The sequence below is a fragment of the Micromonospora sp. NBC_01392 genome, assembly GCF_045040125.1.
Classification (GTDB): Bacteria; Actinomycetota; Actinomycetes; order Mycobacteriales; family Micromonosporaceae; genus Micromonospora.
In genome coordinates this window covers 1,563,237-1,584,594 of record NZ_CP109549.1, presented here as the reverse complement: position 1 = coordinate 1,584,594, position 21,358 = coordinate 1,563,237, and the positions used below count along the sequence as shown (strand labels likewise).

20 protein-coding genes are annotated in these 21,358 nt (G+C 74.1%); 11 read left to right on the top strand and 9 right to left on the bottom strand.

What is annotated here, in order from left to right; genetic code table 11:
* Positions 1-24 precede the first annotated feature (24 nt).
* Entirely contained in the window at positions 25-783 is a 759-nt protein-coding gene (locus OG767_RS07460) for a hypothetical protein (RefSeq protein WP_405092747.1), read from the top strand.
* A 45-nt stretch (positions 784-828) separates the two neighbouring features.
* On the opposite strand, the gene OG767_RS07455 is transcribed toward OG767_RS07460, so the two are convergent.
* Positions 829-1,725: a ribokinase gene (locus OG767_RS07455; RefSeq protein ID WP_405092746.1), complete on the bottom strand. Its 897-nt coding sequence runs from the start codon at positions 1,723-1,725 to the stop codon at positions 829-831.
* 16 nt (positions 1,726-1,741) lie between these two features.
* The gene (locus tag OG767_RS07450) at positions 1,742-2,638 is read right to left on the bottom strand and encodes an ABC transporter ATP-binding protein (protein WP_357301531.1); all 897 of its coding nucleotides are present in this window, start codon (positions 2,636-2,638) and stop codon (positions 1,742-1,744) included.
* A gap of 76 nt (positions 2,639-2,714) precedes the next feature.
* Here OG767_RS07450 and OG767_RS07445 point away from each other — a divergent pair, with 76 nt between their 5' ends.
* Positions 2,715-3,719 carry an ATP-binding cassette domain-containing protein gene (locus OG767_RS07445; RefSeq protein ID WP_405092745.1) on the top strand — a complete coding sequence of 335 codons (1,005 nt, stop codon included), beginning with the start codon at positions 2,715-2,717 and terminating at the stop codon, positions 3,717-3,719.
* A complete protein-coding gene (locus OG767_RS07440) occupies positions 3,716-4,726 on the top strand; it encodes an ABC transporter permease subunit (protein WP_405092744.1) in 1,011 nt (336 codons plus the stop codon). Before OG767_RS07445 ends, OG767_RS07440 begins: the two co-directional genes overlap by 4 nt.
* A 136-nt stretch (positions 4,727-4,862) precedes the next feature.
* Here OG767_RS07440 and OG767_RS07435 read toward each other — a convergent pair whose 3' ends face one another.
* The gene (locus OG767_RS07435; protein ID WP_281935934.1) at positions 4,863-6,068 is read right to left on the bottom strand and encodes an ROK family transcriptional regulator; all 1,206 of its coding nucleotides are present in this window, start codon (positions 6,066-6,068) and stop codon (positions 4,863-4,865) included.
* A 126-nt stretch (positions 6,069-6,194) separates the two neighbouring features.
* Between OG767_RS07435 and OG767_RS07430 the strand changes: the two genes are divergently transcribed.
* The gene (locus OG767_RS07430; RefSeq protein WP_405092743.1) at positions 6,195-7,649 is read left to right on the top strand and encodes a glycoside hydrolase family 3 protein; all 1,455 of its coding nucleotides are present in this window, start codon (positions 6,195-6,197) and stop codon (positions 7,647-7,649) included.
* Positions 7,650-7,795: 146 nt separating this feature from the next.
* Positions 7,796-8,503, top strand: coding sequence for a TetR family transcriptional regulator (locus OG767_RS07425; protein WP_405092742.1), 708 nt, complete (start codon positions 7,796-7,798; stop codon positions 8,501-8,503).
* A 171-nt stretch (positions 8,504-8,674) separates the two neighbouring features.
* On the opposite strand, the gene OG767_RS07420 is transcribed toward OG767_RS07425, so the two are convergent.
* Positions 8,675-9,340 (bottom strand): GNAT family N-acetyltransferase, encoded by a 666-nt coding sequence (locus tag OG767_RS07420; protein ID WP_405092741.1) that lies wholly within the window; start codon positions 9,338-9,340, stop codon positions 8,675-8,677.
* 115 nt (positions 9,341-9,455) lie between these two features.
* On the opposite strand from OG767_RS07420, the gene OG767_RS07415 reads away from it, so the two are divergent.
* From OG767_RS07415 to OG767_RS07395, 5 genes are all read left to right on the top strand, one after another.
* Entirely contained in the window at positions 9,456-10,151 is a 696-nt protein-coding gene (locus OG767_RS07415) for a response regulator transcription factor (protein WP_357301409.1), read from the top strand.
* Positions 10,144-11,166 carry a sensor histidine kinase gene (locus OG767_RS07410; protein WP_405092740.1) on the top strand — a complete coding sequence of 341 codons (1,023 nt, stop codon included), beginning with the start codon at positions 10,144-10,146 and terminating at the stop codon, positions 11,164-11,166. Before OG767_RS07415 ends, OG767_RS07410 begins: the two co-directional genes overlap by 8 nt.
* Before the next feature lie 82 nt (positions 11,167-11,248).
* Complete coding sequence (locus OG767_RS07405) at positions 11,249-11,434, top strand: DNA repair protein (protein ID WP_405092739.1); 186 nt, start codon at positions 11,249-11,251, stop codon at positions 11,432-11,434.
* Between the two features lie 320 nt (positions 11,435-11,754).
* Positions 11,755-12,174, top strand: a complete 420-nt coding sequence (locus tag OG767_RS07400; RefSeq protein ID WP_405092738.1) for a PIN domain nuclease — start codon at positions 11,755-11,757, stop codon at positions 12,172-12,174.
* A 108-nt stretch (positions 12,175-12,282) separates the two neighbouring features.
* A complete protein-coding gene (locus tag OG767_RS07395) occupies positions 12,283-12,801 on the top strand; it encodes a hypothetical protein (protein ID WP_405092737.1) in 519 nt (172 codons plus the stop codon).
* A 47-nt stretch (positions 12,802-12,848) separates the two neighbouring features.
* Here OG767_RS07395 and OG767_RS07390 read toward each other — a convergent pair whose 3' ends face one another.
* The 4 genes from OG767_RS07390 to OG767_RS07375 form a co-directional block, all read right to left on the bottom strand.
* Positions 12,849-13,586, bottom strand: coding sequence for a Clp protease N-terminal domain-containing protein (locus OG767_RS07390; RefSeq protein WP_405092736.1), 738 nt, complete (start codon positions 13,584-13,586; stop codon positions 12,849-12,851).
* A gap of 268 nt (positions 13,587-13,854) precedes the next feature.
* Positions 13,855-14,421, bottom strand: coding sequence for a hypothetical protein (locus OG767_RS07385; RefSeq protein ID WP_405092735.1), 567 nt, complete (start codon positions 14,419-14,421; stop codon positions 13,855-13,857).
* Between the two features lie 75 nt (positions 14,422-14,496).
* Positions 14,497-16,902, bottom strand: a complete 2,406-nt coding sequence (locus tag OG767_RS07380; protein ID WP_405092734.1) for a ricin-type beta-trefoil lectin domain protein — start codon at positions 16,900-16,902, stop codon at positions 14,497-14,499.
* An 88-nt stretch (positions 16,903-16,990) separates the two neighbouring features.
* Entirely contained in the window at positions 16,991-18,346 is a 1,356-nt protein-coding gene (locus tag OG767_RS07375; protein WP_405092733.1) for a ricin-type beta-trefoil lectin domain protein, read from the bottom strand.
* Between the two features lie 425 nt (positions 18,347-18,771).
* On the opposite strand from OG767_RS07375, the gene OG767_RS07370 reads away from it, so the two are divergent.
* Positions 18,772-20,976 (top strand): HelD family protein, encoded by a 2,205-nt coding sequence (locus OG767_RS07370; RefSeq protein ID WP_405092732.1) that lies wholly within the window; start codon positions 18,772-18,774, stop codon positions 20,974-20,976.
* Here OG767_RS07370 and OG767_RS07365 read toward each other — a convergent pair.
* Positions 20,948-21,355, bottom strand: coding sequence for a hypothetical protein (locus tag OG767_RS07365; protein ID WP_405092731.1), 408 nt, complete (start codon positions 21,353-21,355; stop codon positions 20,948-20,950). The genes OG767_RS07370 and OG767_RS07365 overlap by 29 nt on opposite strands.
* Positions 21,356-21,358: the final 3 nt, after the last annotated feature.

The following is a 21,358-nucleotide window of genomic DNA, read 5'->3' as shown; positions in this document are numbered from 1 at the left end:
CCGGCGCGACGCACACTTGTCGGCATGGCGATCCCACTTCCCCGGCCCGGCGCCGTCGTCGGCCTCACCCGCTCCGCCCTGGACCAGGCGCTCGGCTCGGCCGCCGCGTTCGCCGCCGTGCCCGCCCGCGCCTTCGCCGTGCTCGACGAGGTGGAGGCGCTGGTCCGGCGGATCAACGGGGTGGTCGACCGGATCGAGGGCACGCTCGACCGCACCGACCGGGTGCTCACCGACGCCGAGGGGGCGGTGCGCGAGGTGGCCGTGATCAGCGCCGCCGCCACCACCGCGATCGACACCGCGACCGAGGTGGCCGCCGCCGCGGCGGTGGTGGTCGGCGAGGCCGAGCGCGTCTCGGCTGCCGCCGCCACGGTGGTCGGCGAGGCCGATCGGGTGGCGCGGGCGGCGGCCGGCGTGGTGGCCGAGGCGGACACGGTGGCGACCCGGGCCGCCGGCACGGTGGCCACCGCCGAGCAGGCCGCCGGCACCGCGACCGAGCTGCTGGCCGCGTACGAGGCGACGCTGCGCCGGGCCGCGCCGATGGCGGCCCGCTTCGTCGAGCAGCTCAGCCCGGAGGAGGTGACCGCCGCGATCCGGCTCGTCGACGAGCTGCCGAAGCTGAAGGAGCACCTCACCTCGGACGTGCTGCCGATCCTGGCCACGCTGGACCGGGTCGGCCCGGACCTGCACGACCTGCTGGACGTCACCCGGGACCTGAAACTCGCGGTGGCCGGCATCCCCGGCCTCGGCATGCTCCGCCGCCGCGGCGAGCGCGCCGAGGGTTGAGAAGGGGCCCCGCCTGTACCGGAGGCGTTAACAGGGGGCCCCTCCTTACCGCCCGCCGAACAGCGCGTCGATCTCGGCGCGGTGGGGCAGGGCCACCGAGGCGCCGAGCTTGCGGACGCAGGCCGCCCCGGCCGCCGCCGCCCAGCGCACCGCCTCGGCCAGGTCGCGCCCCTCGCCCCAGGCCACCGCCAGCGCGGCGGTGAAGGCGTCCCCGGCGGCGGTGGAGTCGACCACGTCCACCGGTAGCGCCGGCACGTGCAGCGCCGGGCGGTCCCGGTCGACGTACCAGGCGCCGTCGCCGCCGAGCGTGAGCACCGCGCGGGGCACCAGGTCGAGCAGCGCCGCCGGCTCGTCCCGACCGCGGCCGGTCAACGCCTGCGCCTCGGGCTCGTTGACCACCAGCAGGTCGGTCGCGGCCAGCAACTCGGGCGGCAAGGGCCGGGCCGGCGCCGCGTTGAGCACCACCCGGGTGCCGGCGGACCGGGCCGCCAGCGCCGCCTCGGTCACCGTCTCGACCGGCACCTCAAGCTGCGCGACAAGCACGTCCGCCTCGCGTACGGCGGCCAGCTCGTCCTCGGTCGGCCCGGTGAACGCCTCGTTCGCGCCCGGGGTGACCAGGATCGCGTTCTCCCCCGCGCCGCCGACCATGACCAGGGCGACACCGGACGGCCCGTACGTCACCCGGAGGTGGCCGGTGTCGACGCCGGCCGCGGTGATCCGGGCCCGGAGGGTGACGCCGAACGCGTCCGAGCCGATCGCGCCGAGGAAGACGCAGGACGCGCCGGCGCGGACCGCGGCGACCGCCTGGTTGGCGCCCTTGCCGCCGGGCAGCATCACGAAGTCGCTGCCGAGCACCGTCTCCCCCGGCCGGGGCAGCGCGGCGGCGGTGCCGACCAGGTCCATGTTGGCGCTGCCGACGACGGCGATCCGGGTCTGTGGCACGGTGGGTTCCCGTCGGTCAGGCGGCGCGGGCGGTCCAGCGGTCGCCGGTCCGCGAGACGACCAACGGCAGGCCGAAGGTCTTGGACAGGTTGTCGGCGGTGAGCACGTCGGCGAGCAGGCCCTGCGCCACCACGCCGCCCTCGCGCAGCAGCAGCGCGTGGGTGAAGCCGGGCGGGATCTCCTCGACGTGGTGGGTGACCAGCACCATGGCCGGCGCGTCCGGGTCGTACGCCAGCTCGGCGAGCCGGGCCACCAGGTCCTCCCGACCGCCCAGGTCGAGCCCGGCGGCGGGCTCGTCGAGCAGCAGCAGCTCCGGGTCGGTCATCAGGGCGCGGGCGATCTGCACCCGCTTGCGCTCGCCCTCGGAGAGCGTGCCGTAGCCGCGCTCGGCGAGGTGGCCGACGCCGAGCTGGCTCAGCAGCGCGGCGGCCCGCGCCTCGTCGGTGCGGTCGTAGCTCTCCCGCCAGCGGCCGACCACGGACCAGGCCGCGGTCACCACCACGTCGACGACCCGTTCGTCGGCGGGGATCCGCTCGGCGAGGGTGGCGGTGGAGAGGCCGATCCGGGTACGCAGCTCGTTGACGTCGGTGCGGCCGATGCGCTCGCCGAGCACGTGCGCGACGCCGCTGCTCGGGTGCAGCCGGCCGGCGGCCAGGTTGAGCAGGGTGGTCTTGCCGGCGCCGTTCGGGCCGAGCAGCACCCACCGTTCGTCCAGCTCGACCCGCCAGTCGACGTCGCGCACCAGCGCGGTGCCGGAGCGCGTGACGCCGACCCCGTCGAGGCTGACCACCAGATCCGCGTCCACGGTCGAGGGGGCGGGGGCGCCCACGGCGCCGGGGATCAGGTCACCAGTCACCGCCCCATCCAACCACGCACCCGGCCCGGCGCCCCCCACGGGCGGCGCCGCCGCCATAGGGTGGGGCGCCGTGTCGTTGGTCACCGCCTGAGGAAGGACGACTCATGCCCGACCGCTGCCGGGAGGCAGGCGGATGAGCGCGGTCATCGAGATCGCCGGTCTCCGCAAGACGTTCCGCACGCTGCGTCATGGGCGCCGGGTCGCCGTCGACGACTTCCACATGCTGGTCGAGGCGGGCCAGGTGCACGGCTTCCTCGGGCCGAACGGCTCGGGCAAGACGACCACGCTGCGGGCCCTGCTCGGGTTGGTCCGGCCGGATGCCGGCCAGATGCACGTGTTGGGCGCCCGCTCCCCGGAGCGGCTGCCGGACGTGGCCGGGCGCGTTGGCGCCATCGTGGAGAGTCCGCAGTTCTTCGGCAACTTCACCGCGCACCGCACGCTGCGGCTGCTGGCGCTCGCCGGGGGCGTGCCCACCTCCCGGGTGGACGAGGTGCTGGAGCAGGTCGGCCTGCGGGACCGGGGCGAGGAGCGGGTCAAGGGCTACTCGCTCGGCATGAAGCAGCGGCTGGCGGTGGCCTCGGCCCTGCTCAAGCGCCCGGAGCTGCTGATCCTCGACGAGCCGGCGAACGGGCTCGACCCGGCCGGCATCCGGGAGATGCGCGACCTGACCCGGTCGCTCGCCGCGTCCGGGGTGACCGTGCTGCTGTCCAGCCACATCCTCGCCGAGATCCAGTTGATCTGTGACCACGTGACGATCGTCAGCCGGGGGCGGCGGGTCGCGTCCGGCCGGGTCGACGAGGTGCTTGCCGGTTTCGACAAGCACCAGTGGCGGGTCCGGGTGGCCGAGCCCGAGCCGGCCGCGCTGCTGCTGGGCCGGGCCGGCCTGTCGGTGGCCGGGCACGCCGGCCATCTGGTGGTGACCGGCGTGGAGGACCCCGAGGTGATCAGCCGCACGCTGGGTGAGCAGGGCATGTGGGTGCGGGAGCTGGTCCCGCTCCGCCCCGACCTGGAGAGCGTCTTCCTGGAGTTGACCGGCGGCGACGAGCACGTGGCGGTGCCGCGCCAGGTGGACGGCGCGCCGGCGTACGACGGTGTGATCGATCTCGACGTCCGGGGCAGCCGGGAGGTGGACGCGTGAACCTGGTCCGTGCCGAGCTGGAGCGGCTCGCCGCCCGGCGCTTCGTGCAGCTCATGGTGGTGTTGCTGGCGGTCGCGTTCGCGGTGACGGTGGTGACCACGCTGGGCGGCTCGCACCGGCCGACCGAGGTGGAGCTGAGCCGGGCCCAGTCGCAGGCGGCGGACGAGGTGCGCCGGCTGGAGTTGGCGCACGACCGGTGCCTGCGGATCAAGGCGGGCACGCTCGCCCCGGACGAGAACGACTACCTGCCGCGTGACTGCGCCCAGATCGACCCGGCGCAGTCCGAGCAGTTGCCGACCGCGTCCGACTACCTCAGCGGCGTGTTCGTCTTCGCCAAGGAGGCGAAGCCGCTGCTCTACTTCCTGATCGCGTTCCTGGCGCTGTTCGGGTTCCTGGTCGGCGCCTCCTACATCGGGGCGGACCTGAACTCCGGCGGCGTGGTCAACCTGCTGCTGTGGCGGCCCCGCCGGCCGACCGTGTTCGCCGCGAAGCTCGGCACGCTGCTGGGTGGCCTGCTCGGGCTCTCCGTGCTGGCGTCGGTGGCGTACCTCGGGGCGTTCTGGCTGATCGGCCAGGCGTCGGGGCTGACCGGCCGGATGAGCGGCGAGTTCTGGGCCGGGCTCGGCGCGGTCTGGGCGCGCGGCGTGGTGCTGGTGCTGCTCGCCGCGGCGCTCGGGTTCGCCGTCGCCACGCTGGGCCGGCACACCTCGGCGGCGCTCGGCACGGTGGCCGCGTACGTGGTGGTGTGGGAGCTGGGCGCGCGGCTGGTGTTCCAGATCCTCCAGGTCGGCCGCCCGGACCGGTTCATGCTCTCCAGTTACCTGGGGGCGTGGCTCGCCGGCCAGGTGCGGTTCTGGGACGACAACGCGTGCAGCACCGGGATCTCCGGCTTCTGCGACGGCTCGTACACGCTGGGTTGGCCGGCGGGCCTGGTGGTCCTGCTCGGGCTCACTGCCGCGCTGGTGGCCGCCGCGTTCGCGGTGTTCCGCCGCCGTGACCTGATCTGAGCACGTCGGCGCGGCCCGGCCGGACCGGGCCGCGCCGACGCGGGCCGACCGGACATCGCCGGCAACTCCTTGCAGACTTTGCCTACAGCGTGAAGAATTCCTTCACATGGCGGCCGGTGCGGTGACAGGTCGGCGGTCAGCCGACCGTCGAGCCGAACACCTCGTCCCGGACCGCGTCGAGCGCGGTACGCAACGCGCCGCGCAGGATCGGCTCCTCGGTCAGCCCGGTGCTCACCACCCGGGGGCGGACCAGCGTGATCGCCGCGACCTCCTGCTGCACCCGCTCGGCCAGCGCGGCCCCGCCCGCCCGACCGACCGCGCCGGCGAGCACCACCAACGGCGGGTCGAGCACCACGCAGGTGCTCGCCACGCCGAGCGCCAGCCGGCGGGCCAGCTCGTCAAGCACCGGGCCACCGGCCTCACCGGCGGCGATGGCGGCCTGCACCGCCTCGGCCGCCCGCGCCGCCGCGACGCCCTGCTCGGCCGCGTCCGGCGTGGCGAAGCCGTGCTCGGCCGCCACGGCGCGCACCGCGTCGGCGCCCGCGAGCTGCTGGAACGCCGGCTTGGCCCGCCGCGACACGTCGCGCGGGATGGGCACCCCGGGCACCGGCAGGTAGCCGATCTCACCGGCCGCGCCACTGCTGCCGTGGTGCAGCCGGCCACCCAGCATGATCGCCAGGCCGACGCCCGCGTCCACCCAGACCAGCACGAAGTCGGCGGTGCCCCGGGCGGCGCCGGACTGCGCCTCGGCCACCGCGGCGAGGTTCACGTCGTTCTCGAACACGACCGGGGTGTCCAGGTCCTCCCGGAGCGCGGCGAGCAGGCCGCTGTGCCAGCGCGGCAGGTTGAACGCGAACGTGATGTCGCCGGTCTGCGGATCGACCAGGCCGGGGGTGCCCAGCACGACGCGCCGGACCGCGGACAGCTCCGCGCCGGCGCTGCTGGCGGCCTGCACCACGGCGTTGTGCACCACCCCGACCGGATCGTCGGTGTCCTTGGTGGACTGCTCGACCCGGCCGGCGACGGTGCCGGTGATGTCGGCGCAGGCCGCCACCACCCGCTCCGCGCCGACGTCCACGCCGACCACGTACGCGCTGCCCGGACGCACCGCGTAGAGCTGGGCGTTCGGGCCCCGCCCGCCGGCCTGCTCACCGACCCGGGCGACCAGGCCGCGCTCCTCCAGCCGCTCGACCAGCTGGGAGGCGGTCACCTTGGACAGCCCGGTCAGCTCGCCGATCCGGGCCCGGGTCAGCGGACCACGTTCGAGCAGCAGCTCCAGCGCCGCACGGTCGTTGAGCGCCCGCAACAGTCGGGGGGTGCCGGGCAGCCGGGTCGCACTCATGCCAACGTCCTCAATTTTTTTCGTAAGGTTGCTAACCATAAAACGCCTGCCGAAGGGTGCCCGTTAGCGTATCGGCCACCCCGTCCGACGGAGGTCGGACGACCCGGCAGGGAAAGGGGAACGACAGTGGGGCTGGATCCAGGACTCCGTCGGCTCGCGCTGGGCACGTTGCTGGCCGCGTACCCGGGCCCGGTGCCGCCGGGCTGGGCGGTCGACCTGCTCGCCGACGGGCTCGCCGGGCACACCCTGTTCGGCACGAACGTGCACGACCCGGCCCAGGTGGCGGCGTCCACGGCGGCGCTGCGCGCCGGCCGCCCGGACGTGATCGTCGCGATCGACGAGGAGGGCGGCGACGTCACCCGGCTGGCCCACGCCACCGGCAGCCCGTACCCGGGCAACGCCGCGCTCGGCGCGGTCGACGACCCGGACCTCACCCGGGCGGTGTACGCGGCGATCGGCGCGGAGCTGGCCGCGCTCGGCCTCACGCTCGACCTGGCCCCCACGGTCGACGTGAACACCGCCGACGAGAACCCGGTGATCGGCACCCGCTCGTTCGGCGCGGACCCGAAGCGGGTGGCGGTGCACTCGGCCGCCGCGGTCGCCGGCCTCCAGTCGGTCGGCGTGGCCGCCTGCGCCAAGCACTTCCCCGGACACGGCGCGACGGTCGCCGACTCCCACCACGAGCTGCCCACTGTCGACGTGCCGCCGGCCGTGCTGCGGGAGCGGGACCTGCCGCCGTTCGCCGCGGTGGTCGACGCCGGCGTCCGCGCGGTGATGACCGCGCACATCCGGGTGCCGGCGTTGACCGGCGACGGCCCGGCCACGTTCAGCCGGGCGGTCCTGCACGACCTGCTGCGCGGCGAGTACGGCTTCACCGGCGCGGTGATCACCGACGCGCTGGAGATGAAGGGCGCGGCGCTGGCCGCCGGCGGGGTGGGTCCGGCCGCGGTCCGCGCGCTGGCCGCCGGCGCCGACCTGCTCTGCATCGGCGCGCAGGTCGACGCCGCCCTGGTGGAACGCGTCGCCGCCGAGATCGTCGCCGCGCTCGGGGACGGCCGGCTGGACCGCGCCCGGGTGGAGGAGGCCGCCGGCCGGACCGCCGCGCTCGCCGGCTGGGCCGGGCCGGCCGACGCCCCGGCCCCGGCCGCCGACGGCCTCGGCTACGCCGCCGCGCTGCGGGCGGTGCGCGTCGAGGGTGACCTGCCCGGTCCGGGCGCCCCGCTGGTGGTGCAGGTGCACGCCGCCGCCACGATCGCCGAGGGGCGGGTGCCGTGGGGGCTGGGTCCGCATCTGGCCGCCGGCGTCGAGCAGGCGCGCGCGGTGGCCGGCGAGACCGATCCGGGCGAGCTGGGCCGGCTCGCCGGCGAACGGCCGGTGGTGCTGGTCGGGCGGCACCTGCACCGGCTGCCCGGGGCGCGGGAGCTGGTCGAGGCGCTGGCCGCCACGCATCCGGTGACCGTGGTGGAGATGGGCTGGCCGGCGGCCTGGCGGCCGGCCGGGGCGCGCGGGTTCGTCGCCACCTACGGCGCGAGCCACGCCAACGGCCGGGCCGCCGCCCGGGTGCTCGGCCTGACCGACTGACCCACCGGGCCCGCGGGCCCGCGGCCCACCGACCGCCGGGCCGGCACCGGACGGCTGTCCGCCGGCGCCCGGCACCGGCCCGACGGTGGCGGTGGCCCCGCCGTGCTCCGCGAACGCGTCCCGGGCACCGGGATACGGTGACGACGATGACCGAGCAGAGTGCGCCGACGAGCGGTGCGGGTGGCCCGAGCGGCGGGGCGACCGCCCGGGGTGAGCAGACCCGCCGGCTGATCCTGGACACCGCGCTGCGGCTGTTCCGCGAACGGGGGTACGCGCGCACCACCATGCGGGCCGTCGCCCAGGAGGCCGGCGTGGCGGTGGGCAACGCCTACTACTACTTCGGCTCGAAGGAACACCTGGTCCAGGAGTTCTACGCGGACACCCAGCGCGAGCACCGGACCGCCGCCGCGCCGGTGCTCGCCCGGGAGCAGGACCTCGCGCCGCGGCTGGCCGGCGTGCTGCACGCCGGCGTGGACGTGCTGAGCCCGTACCACTCGTTCGCCGGCTCGTTCTTCAAGACGGCGGCGGAGCCGACCTCACCGCTCAGCCCGTTCTCGGCCGAGTCGTCGGCGCCCCGCGAGGCGTCGGTGGCGCTCTTCCGCGAGGTGCTCGCGGGCTCCACCGCGAAACTGGACGAGGAGCTGCGGGCGGCCCTGCCGGAGCTGCTCTGGCTCGGCTACCTGGGCGTGGTGCTCTACTGGGTGCACGACCGCTCGCCCGGCCAGGCCAAGACCCGGCAGCTCATCGACGGCGTGGTCCCGCTGGTCGACCGGCTCGTGGCGCTGTCCCGCCTTCGGGTGCTGCGTCCGGTCACCCGCCAGGCAGTCACACTCATCAACACACTGCGTCACTGATCCACCACCGGACGGTGGCAACGATTCCGCAGGTCAAGTCCACAACCGGACAAGGTCCGCGTCTTGTCCGGACACATTCGTTCACCTAGCGTTACCAGTGTCGGGGCCGGGGGGAGAGGCAGCGGACCGTGGATCCGGCCCGGGATCCACGGTCCGCGCCCACGTCGCCGGTCAGTGCGGGAAGACGCCGAACGAGGTGAAGCCCCGGTCCGGGAACCCGGCCGCCTCGGCCACCCGGGCGGACGCCCGGTTGCCCGGGTCGTGCAGGTAGGTGGGGATCGCGCCCTCGGCCAGCACGCGCCGGGCCGCCTGCGCGACCAGCCGCCGGGCCAGCCCACGCCCCCGGGCCGCCGGCACCGTGCCCACCGCCAGCTCGTGCCCGTACGCGTCGTGTCGCTTGATGCCCACGCCGGCCAGGTACGCGCCGGCGTCGTCCCGGACCACCAGCACGTCGGTGTCGAACAGGCCCAGCCAGGGCGGCGCGCCGGGCACCGTCGGCGGCAACCACTCCCCCACGTCGGGCAGCGGCGCCGGGTCGGTGCACCAGCGGAACACGCCCCGGTTCGTGGTGAGTTCCGGGGTGCCGACCGCCGCCGGCAGCGCGGGCAGCCACTCCTCGATCGGCCGCCCGGCGACCAGCGAGCGGACCGCCTCGACGCGGGCCGGCGCCACCGACAGGATCGCGCTGCCGCCCGCCGCGACCCCGATCGCCGGGCGCAGCCGCCCGTCCCAGGCCGGGCGGGCGCGGCGCCAGGACCGGACCACGTGCAACCCGGGCCCCGCCGGCCACTGCCCCAACCAGGTCGCCAGGTGCAGGAAGAGCCGTCGGTCGAGCACATGATCACGGTACGCCCACCGGGCCCACCCGGTCGCCGCCGGCCGTAAGAACCTGGCAATGGATCACGCGCCCGCCCGTGGCTACGCTGACCTCCCGGTCGGCAGGAGGTGCACCGTGGGGCAGCGGGTGCTGGTGGTCGACGACGACCGGACGGTCGCCGACGTGGTCTGCCGCTACCTGGAGCACGCCGGCTACGAGGTCGAGCACGCCGGGGACGGGGCGGCGGCCCTGGACGCCGTGTCCCGCCGCCCGCCGCACCTGGTGGTGCTGGACCTGATGCTCCCCGTGCTCGACGGGTTGGAGGTGTGCCGGCGGCTGCGGGAGCGGCCGGACGGCGTACCCATCGTCATGCTGACCGCGCGCGGCGACGAGGCGGACCGGATCCTCGGCCTGCAACTGGGCGCGGACGACTACCTGGGCAAGCCGTTCTCCCCGCGCGAGCTGGTGCTGCGGGTGCGCTCGGTGCTGCGCCGGGCCGGCGGCGAGCCGGCCGGCGTGCTGCCGGAGCTACTCACGGACGGCGGCCTGGAGGTGGAGACCGGGCCCCGGGTGGCCCGCCTGCACGGCCGGGAGCTGGCCCTCACGCTGCGCGAGTTCGACCTGCTGGCGCACCTGATGCGGCATCCGGCGCGGGCGTTCCGCCGGGCCGAGCTGCTGGAGCGGGTCTGGGGCTGGAGCTTCGGCGACCAGTCGACGGTGACCGTGCACGTGCGGCGGCTGCGGGAGAAGATCGAGGCCGACCCGGCCAGTCCCCGACGCATCGTCACCGTCTGGGGTGTCGGCTACCGGTACGAGCCGGCCGATGGGTGACCTCGCGCTGATCTTCGGTGCGTCGCTGGCCGCGGCGCTCGCGGTCGGGCTGGGCGGCGCGGTGGCGCTGCGGGTGCTGCGCGGCCGGTCGATCACCGTGCACATCTCGGTGCTGCTGGCCACGACCGTCGGCGCGGTGGCCGCCGGGGTGGCGGTGGTCGCCCAGGCCATGTTCCTCTCCCCGCACGACCTCCAGGTGGTGCTGACCACGCTCGCCGCCGCCGCGGTGGTGAGCCTGGCGGTGGGCTGGCTGTTCGGCCGCCGGCTGGCCGCCGCCGCGGTCTGGGCGGACCAGGCCCGGGCCCGGGAACGCCTCATCGAGAAGGGACGCCGCGACCTGGTCGCCTGGGTCTCGCACGATCTGCGGACCCCGCTGGCCGGGTTGCGGGCGATGGCCGAGGCGCTCGAGGACGGGGTGGTCGACGAGCCGGTGACGGTGGCCGAGTACCACCGCCGGATCCGGATCGAGACCGACCGGATGACCCGGCTGGTGGACGACCTGTTCGAGCTGTCCCGGATCAACGCCGGCGCGCTCCGGTTGTCGCTGTCCACGGTGGCGCTCGGCGACGTGGTCTCCGACGCGTTGGCCGGCGCGGCGCCGCTGGCCGCCGCCCGCCGGATCCGCCTGGTCACCCCCGAGTCGGGCTGGCCGGCGGTGACGGCCAGCGAGCGGGAGCTGGCGCGGGTGGTGGGCAACCTGCTGCTCAACGCGATCCGCTACACGCCGGCCGACGGCACGGTGACGGTGGACGCGGGGCGGGACGTCGACACCGCCTGGCTGGCGGTCGCGGACACCTGCGGCGGCATTCCGGCGGACGATCTGCCCCGCGTCTTCGACGTGGCGTTCCGTGGCGAGCCGGCCCGTACGCCGGCGGCGGTGGAGCCGAGCGGGTCCGGCGGGCTCGGGCTGGCGATCGTGCGCGGGTTGGTTGAGGCGCACGGCGGGCGGGTAGAGGTCCAGAACGTCAGCGACGGATGCCGATTCGTGGTCCGCCTGCCGGCCGCCGGAATCTGACGCTTCGGCGGAACCGAACGCCTCGACCCCGCGTCATATTCACTTTCATACATGGACAAGTTTCTCTGGGACGGTAGTGGTCATGCCTCAGAAGCCGAATGACCGATTCCAGCAGGACCCGGCGCGGAGCTGGCGGGCCGCCGACGCGCCCGGCCGCTTCCCGGCGCAGCCGGCCTACCGCGAGGCCCGACACCGGGGGCCCTGCTGGGCCGAGCTGAACGCGCAGCCGGCCGGCACCCCCGCCTGGCGCGGCCTCACGACGACGTGACGCACCACGACACCTGATTCCTTGGTGCGTCCCGTGCGACTTTTCCGGTGCATGGTCGGCGTCATGACGCGCATCACCGTGGACGTGAACGACGAGTGACTCGAGGCGGCCCGGGAGGCTCTGGGCACGGACACCAAGGTCGCCACCATCAACGCCGCGCTCCACGCGTTCGCGGTCCGGCGACAGGCCAAGGAGATTGTCGCGGCCTTCGACCAGGTCGAGATGGACTTCACCAGGTCGGAACAGGCGTGGCGGCACGGCGGAGGGCGTGATCTGAGCCGGCTGGCCGAACACGCGCGAGAGGGCGAGGCCGCGGCCTGATGGTCGATCGGATCTATCTGGCCGACACCTCGGTGTACGTGTTCCAGGGCCGCCACCCCTCCGTGCGGAAGCGCTTCGAGACGCTGCTGGCGGAAGGACGGCTGGCGGCGTGCCAGATGACCTCCCTGGAATACCTGAACAACGCGCCCAGCCCCAAGGGCTACGAGATCCTCTGGCAGGCACTGCGCGGGCACCGCTGGCTGGACGTCACCACGGAGGCGATGGACCGCGCCCTGTCGGTCCATCGTCTCCTGGCGGCCGACAGCCAGCACCGCCACTTCCGCCTGCCCGACCTCGTCATCGCGGCCACCGCCGAACTCCACGGCGCGGTGGTGCTGCACTACGACGCCGACTACGCGAGGATCGCCGCGCTGACCGGCCAAACCACCGAGTGGGTCGCGCCGCGGGGCAGTCTCTGAGCGACGCGGGCGGCGACACACCGGGCGACGGTCGCACCGGCCTTCGTACGCCTGTGCGGTAGCGTCTTGTGGTCCGATTTCCGGCCTACGACAGGAGAAGCTCCGCGCATGGGCAAGAAGACGATCCACGTCTCCGACTTCACCGGCCAGGTGCTGTCCCCCGACGACGAGGTGGTCCGGGTCGTCGTGCTGGAGCACCCGGACCTGGTCGCCGGGCCCGTGCAACTGGACGCCACCCCGGTCGACGTGGAGAGCATCGACGACGCGGCGCTGGACGTGGCCGTGGTGGAGATCCACGACCGGCACGGCGGCGGCGAGCCGCGCCGGGTGGTGCTGACCGCCAGCGAGTTCGACGCGATGGCGACCGACGTGCCGATGGCGCGGTTGCTGCGGACCGCCGAGCGGGTCAGGCCGCCGAAGGCGCGGCGTACCGCCGAGAAGGTCGACTACGGCACCATCGAGCACGCCGGCCGGCCGCACCGCGGCCGGGTCACCGAGGAGGAGGCCCGGCTGGTCCGGGACCGGCTCGACGAGGTGAACAAGCTTCTCGCCGACGCCGGCATCCGCCAGGTCGACCCGGCCGACCCGGAGCACGCCGCCCGCTACGGATTCCCCGCCGCCGACTGACAACCGCACGTCGGGCACGCGCCCCCGTGGCGCGTGCCCGAGGCGGTTCAGGCCCGCTTACGGGCCAACTCCGCCAGCGCGCCCTCCACCGCGGACTCCATCGCCTCCTTCGTCAGACCGAGGCCACCGAGCACACCGTCGGCCCCCTCCTCCTCCAGCAGGGCGAGCAGGATGTGCTCGGTCCCGATGTAGTTGTGCCCCATCCGCAGCGCCTCCCGGAACGTCAGCTCCAGGACCTTCTTGGCGCGTGCGTCGTAGGGGATCAGGTCCGGGACCTGGTCGGCCTTCGCCGGCAGGGTCGCGGCCACGGCCTCCCGGAACATCTCCAGGGGTACGCCCTTCGCCTTGACCAACGCGGCGGCCAGCCCGTCCGGTTCGGCGAGCAGCCCCAGCGCCACGTGCTCCGGGGTGATCTCGGCGTGGCCGGCGGCCCGTGCCTCCTCCTGCGAGGCCAGCACCACGTTGCGGGCGCGCGGCGTGAACCGGCCGAACCCGGCGTTCGGGTCGAGCGCGGCGGCGGTCTCGGCCTTGGCGGCGGAACGCTTCTGGGCGGCCTGCTTGCTCACCCCCATGCTGCGGCCGATCTCCGTCCACGAGGCGCCCGAGCGGCGCGCCTGGTCGACGAAGTGCCCGATCAGGTGGTCGGCGACGTCGCCGAGGTGGTCGGCGAGGAGGACCGCGTCGGCCAGTTGGTCGAGTGCGTCCGGGCGGGCTTTCTTGATGCCCTCGATCAGGTCGTCGAGGCGCACCGGGTGGCTCATCTTGAGCGGTTCGGTCTCGTCCATGCGTCAACCATAGGTTGACGCCCACTCCCCCGTCAACCCCCGGTTGACGCCTCCCCTTCATCCCCCTTCCCCTTTCATCCCCCTTCATCCCCCTTCCCCCGATCACGTCGATCATGAGGTTGGCGGCATTTTCGATCTCCGATCGGGCCGCCAACTTCATGATCGACGGCGCTGGGTGGGTGGGGGTGGGGGTGGGGGTGGGGGTAGGGGTGATGTGCACGAATTTCGCCACCGCGCGGATGGTGGTCGGCCCGGGGCGAGGAGACGCTCAGGTTTCCGGTCCGTCGACGTGTCGGGGCACCCGACCCACGTCCGCCGGGTAGTGGTCGAACCGGCGCAGGCCCAGCTTGCGCACCGCGACCGGCCACGGCGTCTCGGTCGCCAGCACCGCGAGATGCTCGAAGTTGGACAGGTACGACTCACCGCGCTCCGCCCGCTCGGCGAGGATGTACGGCTCCAGCACGGCCCACGCCTCCCGGGCGCGGTATCCACCGGTGCCGAGCAGCAACGCCGGCTCGACCACCTTGAAGGCCAGCATCTGGCCCAGCCCGTTGTAGTAGAGCGCGATCCGGTTCACGTGCTTGCGGGCGTCGGCGGGCAGTTCGCTGACCGGCACGCCGCGCGGGCAGACGGTCCGCAGCTCGGTGAGCACGAACTGCTGGCTGTCCAGGAACGTGTCGCTCATCCGGTCGCGGGTGAGCAGCTCGATCGCGACCAGGGTGTGGTTCGCGCCCTGCGCCAGCCGGAGCTGCCGGAGCGCGAAGAACGCCGAGACGACGACGGTGAGCACCGAGATCGCGGCCACGACCACGTTCGTCACCGCGGCGACATCCATGACCGTCATCGTAGGAGGGACGCGCCAACCCGGCCGCCCCGTGACGGGACGGCCGGGTCGGCGAGGGTGGCGGGGTCAGCCGCGTACCCACTGCTGGTTGCTGCCGCCGTTGCAGGTCCAGATCTGGACCGCGGTGCCGTTGGCGGTGCCCGCGCCGTTGACGTCCAGGCAGAGCCCCGAGCCGACGCCGACGATGGTGCCGTCGGCGTTGAGCCGCCACTGCTGGTTGCTGCCGCCGGTGCAGGTCATGATCCGCGCCCGGCTGCCGGAGGCGGTGCCCGCCACGTCGAGGCACTTGTTGCCGTACACGGTGAGCTGGTTGTTCGTGCCGACCGTCCACTGCTGGTTGGCGCCGCCGTTGCAGTCCCAGATCTGCACCACCGCGCCGTCGGCCTGGCTGGCGCCGTTGACGTCGAGGCAGCGGTTGGCGTTGGCGCTGCGGATCTCTCCGGTCGGGCTGCTGGAACCGTCGCCCGGCGTGATGGAGAGGTTGTCGAACTGGGCGGTGACACCCTGGCCGGTGCCGTACCCGATCTGGCCGGCGACCCAGGCGGAGTCCGACACGGTGCCGACGGTGGTGCCGTCGACCGCCGCGGTGAGGGTGCTGCCGTTGAGCTTCAACGACAGGTTGTGCCAGCGTCCGGTGCCCAGCGCCGAGGTGTTGCCGCTGGCCAGGGTGCGCCAGTTGCCGCTGGTGTTGTTGCTCCGGATGGACCAGGCGCCGCCGTCGGTGACCCGGAAGTAGTAGCCGTTCATGTTCTGCGGGCCCTGGTGGTTGTAGGTGTTGCCGCGCCCGATGAGCTGGACGTAACCGGGCTTCTCCAGCAGCACGTCCGAGGAGACCGTGTAGTTGCGCCAGGTCAGGTCGCCCAGCAGGGCGTACGGTTCGGCCTGGCCGGTCGTCCAGTAGATCGGCGCCTGCTCGGACATCTGGCGGACGCACTGGCCGGTCCGCCCGGCGGCGCACCCGGCGATCTCGAACGAGCCCTGCTGGTCCATCAGGTACTTGGCCTCGCGGCCGGTGGCGTAGCTGTCGAAGTTGTCGCTGTACGGCAGCTTCAGGTTGCCCTGCGCCGGGCTGACCGCGGTGCCCTTGCCCTGCCCGGAGGTGGTGGTGATGCTGTAGACGTAGCCGGGCTGGACGGTGAGCGAGAAGCGCCCGCCGTTCGGGGTGATGTCGCTGCCCCGGACGAAGTGGTCCGCGCTGTTGTTGGACCTGACGTTCGTCGCCCAGACGCGCACGGTGCCGGTGGAGAGCCCGCCGGTGACGGTGAAGTCGAGCTGCTGGGCCGCGCCGGCGTCCTGCGTCTCGATGATGGTGCTGTAGTCGCTGTTGTTGGTGGACTTGAGCGAGACGTAGCTGCCGTTGTTGCGGTTGCCGCCGAGATAGCCGCTCGACGCGTCGAGGTAGCGCCACCCCGGGGCGGCGAACTGCGTGGTGTGTGCCATCACCCAGGTGCTCTTGCCGATGGAGTACGCCCCGGACCAGGGCTGCTGGGCCACCGCGACGCCGGTGGTCGCCCAGGGGATGTTCGGGGTGATGGCGGCGATCACCGGCCAGTTGATGTAGCCGGTCATCTTGCCGTCGAGGTAGCCCCGGTTGATGCCCCGGGCGAGCGCCGGCGCGCCGGCGTTGTAGTCGTCGGAGCCGTTCTCGCTGGCCCACAGCGGCTTGCCGGTCGAGATGGCGTTGGCGGAGCTGGGGCAACTGCTCTGGGCGCCGCGGTAGCCGCAGACGTAGTGGCTGCCGAAGACCTGCACCGCGGCGGCGAACGCCGGGTCACGCAGCGAGTCGTCAACGGCGCCCCACCCCCAGTCGTCCGAGGCGACGATCTTCACGCTGCCGTAGCCGCGGGCGTTAAGCGTGGACCGCAGGTTCTTGTACCAGGTGGTGTTCCAGCCCTTCTCGTTCCATCCGCCCAGGTAGTTGATGGTCAGCCCGTGCGTCGCCGCGCAGTCCAGCCAACCCACCAGGTAGTTGATCGAGTCGGTGGACCAGAAGTTGCCGTTGCCGATCCAGCCCGGCGCACCCCAGGCCAGGCCGGCCAGCGCGATGTTGGGATTGCGTTGCCTGGCCTGCTCCATCAGCCACCACTCGTAGCCCCGGTTGCAGTTCACGCTGCCCCGGGTGTGCTCGTGGCTGGGCTCGGCGCCGGAGGTGGAGTTGGTGTCGCCGCCGATCTCCGCCTTGAGCAGTTGCATCGCGGCGCCGTAGCCGGGCTTGAACAGGTAGTCGAGGATGTCGCTGCGCTGCGGTTCGGGGTAGTCGATCAGCAGTCTGCTGTTTCCGCCGCCGCCGCTGACCGCGCCGACGCCGTCGAGCGTCCGCCCGCCGGACGACCCGTTGATGGTGATGGCGGTGGCCGCCTGGGCCGGGGAGGCGGACGCGGTCAGGACGGCCGCCGCCGCGAGGACCGATGCCGCCGCCGCCGACATCACCGCCCGCCACGATCTCCGTGGACGACTCACTGTGCTGAACATCCGATCCGCCTCCCGGTCCCACTTAATCGATCAATGTCAATCTATAAGACGTCATATGTTAGCGTTCACACAAGCGTCGGTCAACGGCTCAGGCGCGGCTCCACCGCTGGCTGGCCGCGCCGGTGCAGTCCCGGATCTCGGTCCGCGTGCCGTTGGCCGTGCCGGCGCCGACCAGGTCCAGGCACCGACCCGATCCGACCCCGGTGATGGTGCCGTCGGCGTTGAGCCGCCACCGCTGGTTGGACTGGCCGTTGCAGTCCCAGATGATCACGGAGCTGCCGTTGGCGGTGCCGGCGCCGTTGACGTCGAGACACTTGCCGCCGAAGACCCGCAGCTCCTGGGCCGCCGTCGAGGTCCACGACTGGTTGCTCTGGCCGTGGCAGTCCCAGATGATCGCCGCCGCGCCGTTGGCCTGCGAGCCGCCGTTGACGTCCAGGCACCGACCGGCGGCGGCGTTGCGGACGATCGACGTGCCGCCCGGCGGCGGAGTGGTGGGGCTGACCGTCGGGGTGGGCGTCGGGTCGGTGCCGCCGAACTGGGTGAAGAACCGCCACACCTCGGTCTTCGTCCAGGTCCGGGCGCCGCTGTCCCCGCCGCCGTCCACCGGGCCGGGGGTGTGCCCGCCGTCGAACGCGGCCCACACCACCGGATAGCCGGCCCGGCAGCCGGCGTAGGTGGTGGTGACGTGCGTCAGGCTGCCCGCCCTCGGCTCCGGCGGGCTCTGCGGGGTGCAGCCGTTGTTGCGCACGAACGTGTCCCGCAGCGAGCGTCCGGCGGAGATGTTGAGCACCGGGTCACCGATGCCGTGGATCCCCAGGTACGCGATCGGCTGCGTGCCGCCGGCGCACCCGCTGAGTTGGCCGCCGGAGTAGACCGCGACGGCGCGGAACACGCCCGCCCGGGAACAGGCCAGCGAATAGCTCATGCCGCCGCCGTAGCTGAAGCCGAGCGCGAAGAGTTGCGTCGTGTCGACGCACAGGTCCCCCTCGATCAGCCTGATCATGTCGTCGACGAAGGTGACGTCCTGACCGCCGGGGTTGGCCCAGCCGTTGCCGTTGCCCTGGGGCGCGACGAAGATGGTGCTGTTGTTCGCCTGCTGTCGCAGACCGTAGTAGGACCAGGCCTCCCGGTCCGCCCCACCGGAGTCGACGTCGTTCGCGGTGCCGCCGTTCCAGTGGAATCCGAAGATCAGCCGGTAGGCGTGGTTCCGGTCGTAGTTGTCGGGGATCCGCAGGATGAAGCTCCGGTTCTGACCACTGCTCTGGATGGTCCGGGGACCACTCGTCAGCGTGGGCGCCCGGCCGCAACCGGCGGTCCCGGCGAGCGTGCCGGACGCCGCGGCCGAGGCGGACCCGCCCGGGCCGCCCGCCACTGCCGTCGCGGCCACCACGACCAGGACCGCCACGGCCGCGAGGGGCCCGAGGACGGTGCTGCGCAATCTCATGACGCGGCTCCTTCGCCACTTGATGGGAACCTGTCCGGTACGGGGATCGACGACGACCCCCGTACCGCCACTCCGCCGACCGGCACGGGGAGAACGCGCACGACGGGGTCCGCCGTGCGCGGCGTAGCTGTCCCGGACTTCGCCCCTGGTCCGCATGCCCGGTGCGCGACCAGCCGGCCGTCGCGTCGGCGGCGGCGGCACCCGCACCGCACGTGCCCGATCGCGACCCGAACCGCCCGCCGTCGCCGCTGGAACGCCACAGCGCGACTCGAATCGATTCGACCAGACCCTAGGCCGAGCAGTGAAGTATGTCAATGCTGTTGCCGGCGGGTGAGGTGCCCGTGACGTCGGACCGAGCCGGTACGGTGAGCCCCGACCGAGTCCCGTCGGCCGGACCGGTCCACACCGGCGTGAGGGAGGGCTGCGTGGCGTCCAGGGAAGCCGACATCGCCGCCGAGCAGAAATACTTCGACACCGCGGCCGAGCGCCGCGACCAGCGCCGCGACCACCTCGCCCGGCTGCCGTCCGCCGCCGCCCACGCCACCGCCGCGGCCCACCTGCGCCGCTACGCCGACGCCGCCGGCCGGGCGCTCGGCGCGGCCGACGAGGCGGTGGCGTTCGGCCGGATCGACGACGAGGCCGGCGGGACCCGGTACGTCGGGCGACACCTGATCCGGGACGCCGACGGCGAGGTGCTGGTGGTCAACTGGCAGGCCCCGGCCGCCGCCGGCTGGTTCGAGGCCACCCCGGAGAATCCCGCCGGGATCCGCCGCAAGCGCGCCTTCACCTGCACCGGCAACACCATCGACGACCTGACCGACACCATCCTGGCCGAGATCGCCGAGGCGGTGGACGCGCACCTGCTGGCCGAGCTGACCCGGGGCCGCACCGGCACCATGCGGGACATCGTGGCCACCATCCAGGCCGCCCAGTTCGCGCTGATCCGCGCCCCGCGTGACCAGGTGCTGGTGATCGAGGGAGGTCCCGGCACCGGCAAGAGCGCCGTGGCGTTGCACCGGGTGTCCTGGCTGCTGTTCCAGCACCGCGCCGAGTTCTCCGCCGCGGACGTGCTGGTGGTCGGGCCGCACCCGACCTTCGTGCGCTACATCGGCCAGCTCCTGCCCGCCCTCGGCGACGACGGGGTGGAGTTGCGCGACGTCGACCGGCTCGCCCCGGACGTGCCACGCGGGCGGACCGAGTCCGACGCGGTCGCCCGGATCAAGGGCGAGGCCCGGATGGCCGACCTGCTGGCCCGCGCGCTGGACGCCCGGGTCGGCGTCCCCGACCCGGCCGAGCGGCTGCTGGTCGGCGGCCGGTTCGTCACGCTGCCCGGCGCCGAGGTGGCCGAGGCGCTCGCCGTGGCCCGGGCCGCCGCCCTGCCGTACGCCGGCCGGCGCCGGCTGCTCGGTGACCGGCTCGCCGCCCTGGTGGCGGCCCGCACCGGCGTCGACCCGTCACGGTCCGACGCGGTCGGCAACCTCGTCGAGCGGCTCTGGCCACAGCAGACGCCGACCGGGCTGCTGCGCGACCTGCTCGGCTCCACCGCCCGGCTGCGGGCCGCCGCCGGGGACGCGTTCGCCCCGGCCGAGGTGGCGGCGCTGCACCGGCGCGGCGCCGACCGGCTGTCCCGGGAGACCTGGTCGGCGGCCGACCTGCCGCTGCTGGACGAACTGGCGTTCCTCATCGACGGGCCGGGCCGACGGTACGCGCACGTGGTGGTCGACGAGGCACAGGACCTGTCCCCGATGCAGTTGCGCGCGGTGGCCCGACGCAGCGCCACCGGGTCGCTGACGGTGGTCGGCGACCTCGCCCAGTCCACCGGCAGGTGGGCGCGCGACTCGTGGGACGAGGTGCTCGCGCACCTGCCGGCCGTGCATCCGGCCCGGATCGCCCCACTGCGGTACGGCTACCGCGTACCCCGCCAGGCGTACGCGACGGCGGCGGCGCTGCTGCCGGTGGCCGCGCCGGGCGTGCCGCCGGTGGAGGTGGTCCGGGACGGTCCGGCCGACACCGGCGTGCACCGGGTCGGCCTGGCCGAGCTGGCCGCCCGGGCGGTAGCGGTGGCGCGGGAGCACGCCGAGGCCGGCCGGTTCGTCGGCATCGTCTGCCCGCCCCGGCAGCGACGCCCGGTCGAGGCGGCGCTGGCGGCGAACGACATGGCCTGGAGCAGCGCCGACCGGGGCGAGCTGGGCGGAGCGGTCAACCTGGTCAGTCCGCAGGAGGCCAAGGGCCTGGAGTTCGACGCGGTGGTGGTGGTCGAGCCGGAGGAGATCGTGGCCGGCGACGAACGCGGTCACCGGCTGCTCTACGTGGCGCTGACGCGCACCACCGGGCACCTCGACATCGTCTGCACCGGCGACCCGGTGCCGCTGGACGCGCCGGCCCGGCCCCGGCAGCGGGTGGGCGGCCCGACGGACGCGCCGTTCAGCAGGCGGGAGGCGCGGCGGCTCGCCGAACACCTGGCCGGGCAGGTGCGCAGCGCCGCCCCGGCCGCGTTCTGGGCCGAGGTGCTCGCCGAGGTGCGGACGCTGCTGCCGGAGACCGCAGGCAACCCCGAACGGCCGGAGGCCGGAGGCAGCCCCGAACAGCCGGCGGGCGCGGTCAGCCCCGGGCGGCCGGCGGACGGCTGACAGCGGCCGAGTCCAGCCGTCGCCCCACCGTCCACTGCACGATGTCGTGCTCGATGTCGGCCTTCCGGGCCTTGCCGGGCACCGCGATGCCCAACTCGCCGGCGAGCGCCCGCAGCTTCGCCACGGTGAGCTTCAGGTCGGCGAGGTAACGGACGCCGGCCGCGCGGTCCCCGATCGCCGCGAGGTCGGCCCGGACCCGGTCGGTGTCCACGCCGGCCGACGCGGTGGTGGCCGGCCGGGCGGCGGCCCGCGTCCGGTCGACCACGGCCAGCTTCGCGGTGCCGTCGGCCAGCGCGGTGAGCTGGTCGGCGGGGAGCGCGCGGACGAACTCCGCCACCCGCAGCAGGACGGCGTGGGCCAGGTCGGCGGGGTCGGTCACCGG

Bases quoted from the DNA above. Each gene is read 5' to 3' on its own strand.
- OG767_RS07460 (WP_405092747.1), top strand. From the start codon at position 25: ATGGCGATCCCACTTCCCCGGCCCGGCGCCGTCGTCGGCCTCACCCGC.
- OG767_RS07450 (WP_357301531.1), bottom strand. From the start codon at position 2,638: ATGGCGGCGGCGCCGCCCGTGGGGGGCGCCGGGCCGGGTGCGTGGTTG.
- OG767_RS07445 (WP_405092745.1), top strand. From the start codon at position 2,715: ATGAGCGCGGTCATCGAGATCGCCGGTCTCCGCAAGACGTTCCGCACG.
- OG767_RS07435 (WP_281935934.1), bottom strand. From the start codon at position 6,068: ATGAGTGCGACCCGGCTGCCCGGCACCCCCCGACTGTTGCGGGCGCTC.
- OG767_RS07425 (WP_405092742.1), top strand. From the start codon at position 7,796: ATGACCGAGCAGAGTGCGCCGACGAGCGGTGCGGGTGGCCCGAGCGGC.
- OG767_RS07410 (WP_405092740.1), top strand. From the start codon at position 10,144: ATGGGTGACCTCGCGCTGATCTTCGGTGCGTCGCTGGCCGCGGCGCTC.
- OG767_RS07405 (WP_405092739.1), top strand. From the start codon at position 11,249: ATGCCTCAGAAGCCGAATGACCGATTCCAGCAGGACCCGGCGCGGAGC.
- OG767_RS07400 (WP_405092738.1), top strand. From the start codon at position 11,755: ATGGTCGATCGGATCTATCTGGCCGACACCTCGGTGTACGTGTTCCAG.
- OG767_RS07395 (WP_405092737.1), top strand. From the start codon at position 12,283: ATGGGCAAGAAGACGATCCACGTCTCCGACTTCACCGGCCAGGTGCTG.
- OG767_RS07390 (WP_405092736.1), bottom strand. From the start codon at position 13,586: ATGGACGAGACCGAACCGCTCAAGATGAGCCACCCGGTGCGCCTCGAC.
- OG767_RS07385 (WP_405092735.1), bottom strand. From the start codon at position 14,421: ATGGATGTCGCCGCGGTGACGAACGTGGTCGTGGCCGCGATCTCGGTG.
- OG767_RS07380 (WP_405092734.1), bottom strand. From the start codon at position 16,902: ATGTTCAGCACAGTGAGTCGTCCACGGAGATCGTGGCGGGCGGTGATG.
- OG767_RS07375 (WP_405092733.1), bottom strand. From the start codon at position 18,346: ATGAGATTGCGCAGCACCGTCCTCGGGCCCCTCGCGGCCGTGGCGGTC.